Origin of the sequence: Hydrotalea flava, from assembly GCF_001623405.1 — a bacterium.
GTDB classification, from domain to species: domain Bacteria; phylum Bacteroidota; class Bacteroidia; order Chitinophagales; family Chitinophagaceae; genus Hydrotalea; species Hydrotalea flava.
The window spans coordinates 1-6,012 of record NZ_LUHG01000095.1; the positions used below are offsets into that span (position 1 = coordinate 1).

4 protein-coding genes are annotated in these 6,012 nt (G+C 41.5%); 1 reads left to right on the forward strand and 3 read right to left on the reverse strand.

Annotated elements, in window-relative coordinates:
• Window positions 1–1,385: glycoside hydrolase family 9 protein (locus A0F92_RS11200; RefSeq protein ID WP_068245908.1), on the reverse strand; the 1,385-nt coding region annotated here is incomplete at its 3' end.
• 200 nt (window positions 1,386–1,585) lie between these two features.
• Between A0F92_RS11200 and metG the strand changes: the two genes are divergently transcribed.
• Complete coding sequence (gene metG, locus A0F92_RS11205) at window positions 1,586–3,673, forward strand: methionine--tRNA ligase (RefSeq protein ID WP_068245911.1); 2,088 nt, start codon at window positions 1,586–1,588, stop codon at window positions 3,671–3,673.
• A 76-nt stretch (window positions 3,674–3,749) separates the two neighbouring features.
• Here metG and A0F92_RS11210 read toward each other — a convergent pair whose 3' ends face one another.
• On the reverse strand, window positions 3,750–4,421 hold the full coding sequence (locus tag A0F92_RS11210) for a gluconate 2-dehydrogenase subunit 3 family protein (protein WP_068245914.1): 672 nt from the start codon (window positions 4,419–4,421) through the stop codon (window positions 3,750–3,752).
• 107 nt (window positions 4,422–4,528) lie between these two features.
• Window positions 4,529–6,012 (reverse strand): GMC oxidoreductase (locus A0F92_RS11215; RefSeq protein ID WP_068245917.1); only part of this gene is annotated, 1,484 nt, incomplete at its 5' end.

Genomic DNA, 6,012 nt, shown 5'->3' on the forward strand with positions numbered 1-6,012 from the left:
TGCAATAACCAAATACCCTGATTGGCTGCAACAGCATTGCTGCCCCAGATAAAATCGTTGGCCGATTGTCCCATTACCGTATGCATGGCCCCATTGGCATGTTGCAACAAATCATCTGCCTTTTTTATGAATACAGCATAAAGCGAATCGGTTAACGGCAACAATTTTTGAGGCAATGCTTTGCGGTGTTCCAACAAACTATACATACCCAGCGCTGTTACCTGGCTCCAGGAAGGAATGGTAACGGGGGGCACTTTATATTGCAACAGCCAATTGGCATACACGGCCTCTTTAGTGGTAACTGCCAGTTCGGCTGCTGCCCAAAACCATTCATCTAACAGTTGGGTATCGCCATAAGCGCCCGTTGTAATAGCGGGTTTAAATTTTGTATTCATTTGCCCTTGCCGGTAATCGATATTGGGATGCAGTTCTGCCCATTGCCAGGCATGTACAGCGGCCTGTTTGCAGGAATCTGACAAGCCCGGTAATTCCTGATTCCATTTGGCAAATAATCTGGCTGCCTGAGCCATTACTGCAGCAAAATCTAAGGTAGCAGCAGTAGATTTTTGTACTACATAACGGGGTTGCGTTGCTGCATTGGGCATTACCATACCATCAAAAACAGCATTGGTGCATTTGTGGTATACACCGCCATCGGTATCCTGCATGGTGCGCATCCAACGCAGGTTGTACAAAACTTCATCAATAAGATCGGGTAACCTATTGTTACTTTCCGGAATATTGAGTGCAAGGCTATCGAAATAAGGTGCAAAATCGGAATAAGCGCTCAGCAAAGTGGCTGCCGTTATGCCAGAATTTACGATGTATTTGTTGTAATCGCCTGCATCGTACCAGCCGCCAGGCACTGAAACAGTGCTACCTGCCGGGCGTTGTGGTGTTGCAGCGGATGGATGAATCATTACCAAAGTATCGGGATGCCCTTCGGCCCTTTGCCAGATGCCTGCATATTGCTGCAATAAAGGCATGGAGGCACGCTGATAATAAAAGCCTTTGATGAGCGCCTTACCCACCTTATAAAAAGGGTGAGTGTTAATGCTGATAACAGGTTGGTTATTTACCCCGGGTACTGATAGCCGATAACTACCCGGTTGCTGAAAGGCACTAAAATCGGCCAATTGCACCGGCATTTGGTTGGCATACTGATCTAACCTGGCAGGTAACAATTGCCCGGTATAAACCGTATCACCTGTTGGCAATGCAATAAGATAAAAGCGGCTGCCTTGTACCATATTGCATATAGCGGCAATTTTGGGGGCATGAGTACCATAGCCCAACTGATTAACTTGTATTTGCTGTGCCTTGCCGGATACTGCGCATACCATTCCTGTTACAAACAGAACAATGGAAATTTTATAAAGTTGCATGGTTGCAATTAAAAATGATGAAAGAATTAAAAAAGCAAGTTAAAACAAAAGCATGAGCAGCATCATATATTAAAAAAAGAACCATTCATGGATAAATGCCGCATACTTGCGGGTAATGCTTATTTTTGCGGGCTCAATTGCCGCATAAAGCGTTACAGTACAAGTGTGCGACGCAACGGCAGTTGATTAAAGTGATACAGATGACTACAAAAAACTATCAAAGATTATTGGTAACCGCCGCCCTTCCTTATGCAAATGGGCCTGTACATATTGGTCATTTAGCGGGCTGTTATTTGCCTGCAGATATTTATGTGCGGTACCAAAAGGCACAAAAAAGAGATGTGCAGTTTGTGTGTGGAAGCGATGAGCATGGCGTACCCATTACCATCCGCGCCATGAAGGAAGGCATTACACCGAAGGAAGTGGTAGATAAATACCATGCTTTGATCAAAGAAAGCTTTGCACAAATGGGCATTGCATTTGATATTTTTTCCCGTACCTCTAATCCGGTGCATCATGAAACTGCTGCCACTTTTTTTAAAAAATTGTATAATGAAGGTTTATTTGAAGAAAAAGAAACCGAACAATATTTTGATGAAACCACCCAAACATTTCTGGCTGACCGGTATATTACCGGCACCTGCCCGGTGTGCGGCAATCCGGCTGCGTATGGCGACCAGTGTGAGAAATGTGGTACATCATTAAGTCCGGAGCAACTGATTCATCCACGCAGTACTTTAAGCGATGCCATACCTGTTAAAAAGAAAACCAAACACTGGTATTTTCCGTTACAAAACTATGAGCCCTGGTTAAAAGAATGGATTATTGAAGGGCACAAAGAATGGAAGAACAATGTATATGGGCAATGCAAAAGCTGGTTAGACAATGGTTTGCAGCCACGTGCCATGACGAGAGACAGCAACTGGGGCATAAAAGTACCATTACCCGATGCGGCAGGAAAAGTATTGTATGTTTGGTTTGATGCCCCTATCGGATATATTTCTGCCACCAAAGAACTTACCCCGCAATGGGAAGATTACTGGTGTAAAAAAGATACTAAATTGGTACACTTTATTGGCAAGGATAATATTGTATTTCATTGTATTATATTTCCGGCCATGTTGAAAGCACACGGTAATTTTGTGTTACCGGATAATGTGCCGGCCAATGAATTTTTAAATATTGAAGGCGAAAAAGTATCTACCTCACGCAACTGGGCTGTTTGGGTACATGAATATGTAAAAGACTTTCCTGAACAACAGGATGTGCTGCGGTATGTGTTATGTGCCAATGCCCCCGAAACAAAAGACAATGATTTTACCTGGAAAGATTTTCAAGACAGGAACAACAGCGAACTGGTGGCTATATTTGGAAATTTTGTGAACAGAACTTTTGTGCTGATGCATAAATTATGCAACGGAAAGGTGCCACAGTTACACAATGTACATTTAGATGAAACAGACCACGCTTTAATTGCCGATATTCAAAAGGCAAAAACAAAAGTGGAAGAAAATTTAGAACAATATAAATTCAGAGATGCTTTATTTGAAGTGATTGACCTGTCAAGAAAAGGTAATCAGTATTTACAGAAAAAAGAACCCTGGAAGAAAGCAGGAAATGTTGCAGAAGATCCTATTAGTCAGCAACTGATTGACAATTGTTTACACTTAAGCTTACAACTAACCGCCAATCTGGCTATTTTAATCAACCCTTTTCTGCCGCATACTGCCGGCAAAATGTTGCACATGTTGAAAGTAGTAGAGAAAATGTTAGAATGGCAAAATGCCGGTAGTTTAAATTTATTGCGAGTTGGCTATTCATTAAGAGCACCGCAATTGTTGTTCAGAAAAATAGAAGATGAAGAAATTGCCGCACAAGTACAAAAACTACAAACACAAAGTAAACCTTTAAACTACACAGCCGCTATGGAAACTACAGCACCTGAATACAAGCCCCTAAAACCAGAAATTGTATATGATGATTTTGCAAAATTAGATTTTAGAGTAGGGACAATTGTTGCAGCCGAAAAAGTGGCCAAGGCCGATAAATTATTGCAATTAACGATAGATATGGGCTTTGAAACACGCACCATTGTATCGGGCATTGCAGAACATTTTACACCGGAAGCCATTGTTGGTAAACAGGTAACCGTTGTGGCCAATTTAGCATCGAGAAAAATGAGGGGTATTGAAAGTAATGGCATGATATTAATGGCTGAAGACAATAAAGGCAAATTACATTTTATACATCCCGAAGATGTAACTGAAAATGGAAGTGAAGTAAGATAAAGGCTGATAGAATACAACATAAAAATGCCGCTCTGAAATATAAATGGAGCGGCATTTGTGTATTTAAAAATAGTAATTACGCTTTATCGTAATGGGCACATTCTTTCATTTCTTTTTCTGAATAAGCCAGCCCATATTGTTTTAACACATCATCGGGTACACCATTCCATTGGTTGGGCACATTACCCATATAGCCAATATCTTTCACACCCATTTCTGAGGTATAAAAACCGGTTGCCACCAAATCACGCATTTTATTAAAAAAAGCAACCCCTTGCGACATTTCGGGTTTTGCTTTATTAGGATAAGCAATAGCATCTACCATTTCTAATTGTTGTTGTGCCGTGCAATCTTTAAAAGCATGGCCATATTTATTGAGGCATTGCATATCTAACCAACGCAAACCACCCCGCATGGGCAATTGGTGTTCAGGCATATCATTTACAATAAACGCAATAAATTCGGGCACTTTTGCTTCAGTTGCGCTGCCACTTACTGCATCTTTCGGAATAATAATATCTGAAAGAACGGAGATAGTGGCCATTTCATGCGCATCAAAAAACTTTTCAGCTGCTACTTTTTCATAGTGTTTTTTTTCTTCCTCCATTCTGTCGGGACCAAGGAAAGGGTTGGCACTTAATGTAGAAGCATCGGTAACTTTTTTATCTGCATTTTTACAGGCTTCTACCAACACCCCAGCAGAGGCACCGGTAATGAGTAAAGCTTTAATCGATTTTCTTCTGTCCATACTATTTTATTTGTGGTGAGGGGTAATGCTATTGTGTACTTGTAATTAAATAAACAGCAAATTATTATTCGCTCATTTTTTTCTGATATAACTATGCTAATAACACATTAAATATTTTGTTTCTTCATTTGGTCAATAATATATTCACTGGCACGCATAGATAAAGCAAGAATAGTCCAGGTAATATTTTTATCTGCCTGCGATACAAATTGTCCGCCATCTACACAAAATACGTTTTTACAATCGTGTGCCTGACTCCATTTATTCAGCGCAGATGTTTTAGGATCATTGCCCATTCTAACGGTTCCGGCTTCATGTATAATATTACCTGGATTTGCAAGACCCCAGTTATTGTGCGGACCATTATCTGCACCCCAGGTTATAACGGCACCCATTTGGTGCATAATTTCCTGAAAGGTTTCGTGCATGTGTTTGGCTTGTTTAATTTCATAATCGGTATAAGTAGTATTGAAACGCAGTACAGGAATACCGAATTTATCTACCACACTCGGGTCAATTTCACAATAACTGTCGGCTCTTGCTATGGCTTCGCCCCTGCCGGCCATTCCAAAACTGGCGCCATAAAAAAAGCGGATATCTTCTTTTAATGAAGCACCATAACCGCCGGCTTCTTTGGTTTTGCCATGTACTGCAAATTTTCCGTTTAAAGATTGTATGCCCATGCCAATGCCATAGGCAGGTTGTTGCATGCCTCCCCAATATTCAATGTGATAGCCACGGGGGAAATCTAATTTTTTATTATCTAACCACCAGGGCGTATACACATGCATGCCGCCAACACCATCTTCATTGTATCGTTTTCTGTCAAATAATTGTGGCAATACCCCACCCATACCTGCGCCTGTAGAATCGTGTAAATATTTTCCTACCACATTGCTGCTATTGGCCAGCCCATTGGGATGCCGGCTCGATTTAGAATTGAGCAATAAGCGAGCACTTTCACAGGCACTGGCCCCTAAAATAACCACCCTGCCCATTACCTGATATTCCAGCATATCCGTTTTATTAACATAGGAAACGCCTGTAGCCAGTCCGTCGCTACCGGTCAGTACTTCTCTTGCCATAGCATTGGTAATTAAATCAACATTACCGGTAGCCATTGCAGGTTTTACCAATACAGAAGAAGAAGAAAAATCGCCATATACTTTGCAGCTTCTGTTGCATTGAGCGCAGAAGAAACAGGCACCACGGTCTTTATTAATGGGTTTGGTTAAAATAGATAAACGAGAGGGAATTACCGGAATATTTATCCCTGCAGCAGTTTTTTTCAGCATCAATTCATGCAGCCTCGGTTTTGGGGGCGGTAAAAAAATACCATCGGGATCATTGGGCAATCCTTCATTCGAACCAAATACGCCAATTAAGCGGTCAATTTTATCATAGTAAGGTTTCACATCCTCATAGCCAATTGGCCAGTCATCGCCCAGGCCGTCAATACTTTTTCTTTTAAAATCTTTAGGGCCAAAACGTAGCGAAATTCTTCCCCAGTGGTTGGTGCGGCCACCTACCATTCTGGCACGCCACCACTCCCATTTGGTACCATTAGCATGGGTATAGGGCTCACCATCTA

Excerpts from the sequence above, each read along its gene's own strand:
- metG (WP_068245911.1), top strand. The coding sequence starts at position 1,586 with ATGACTACAAAAAACTATCAAAGATTATTGGTAACCGCCGCCCTTCCT.
- A0F92_RS11210 (WP_068245914.1), bottom strand. The coding sequence starts at position 4,421 with ATGGACAGAAGAAAATCGATTAAAGCTTTACTCATTACCGGTGCCTCT.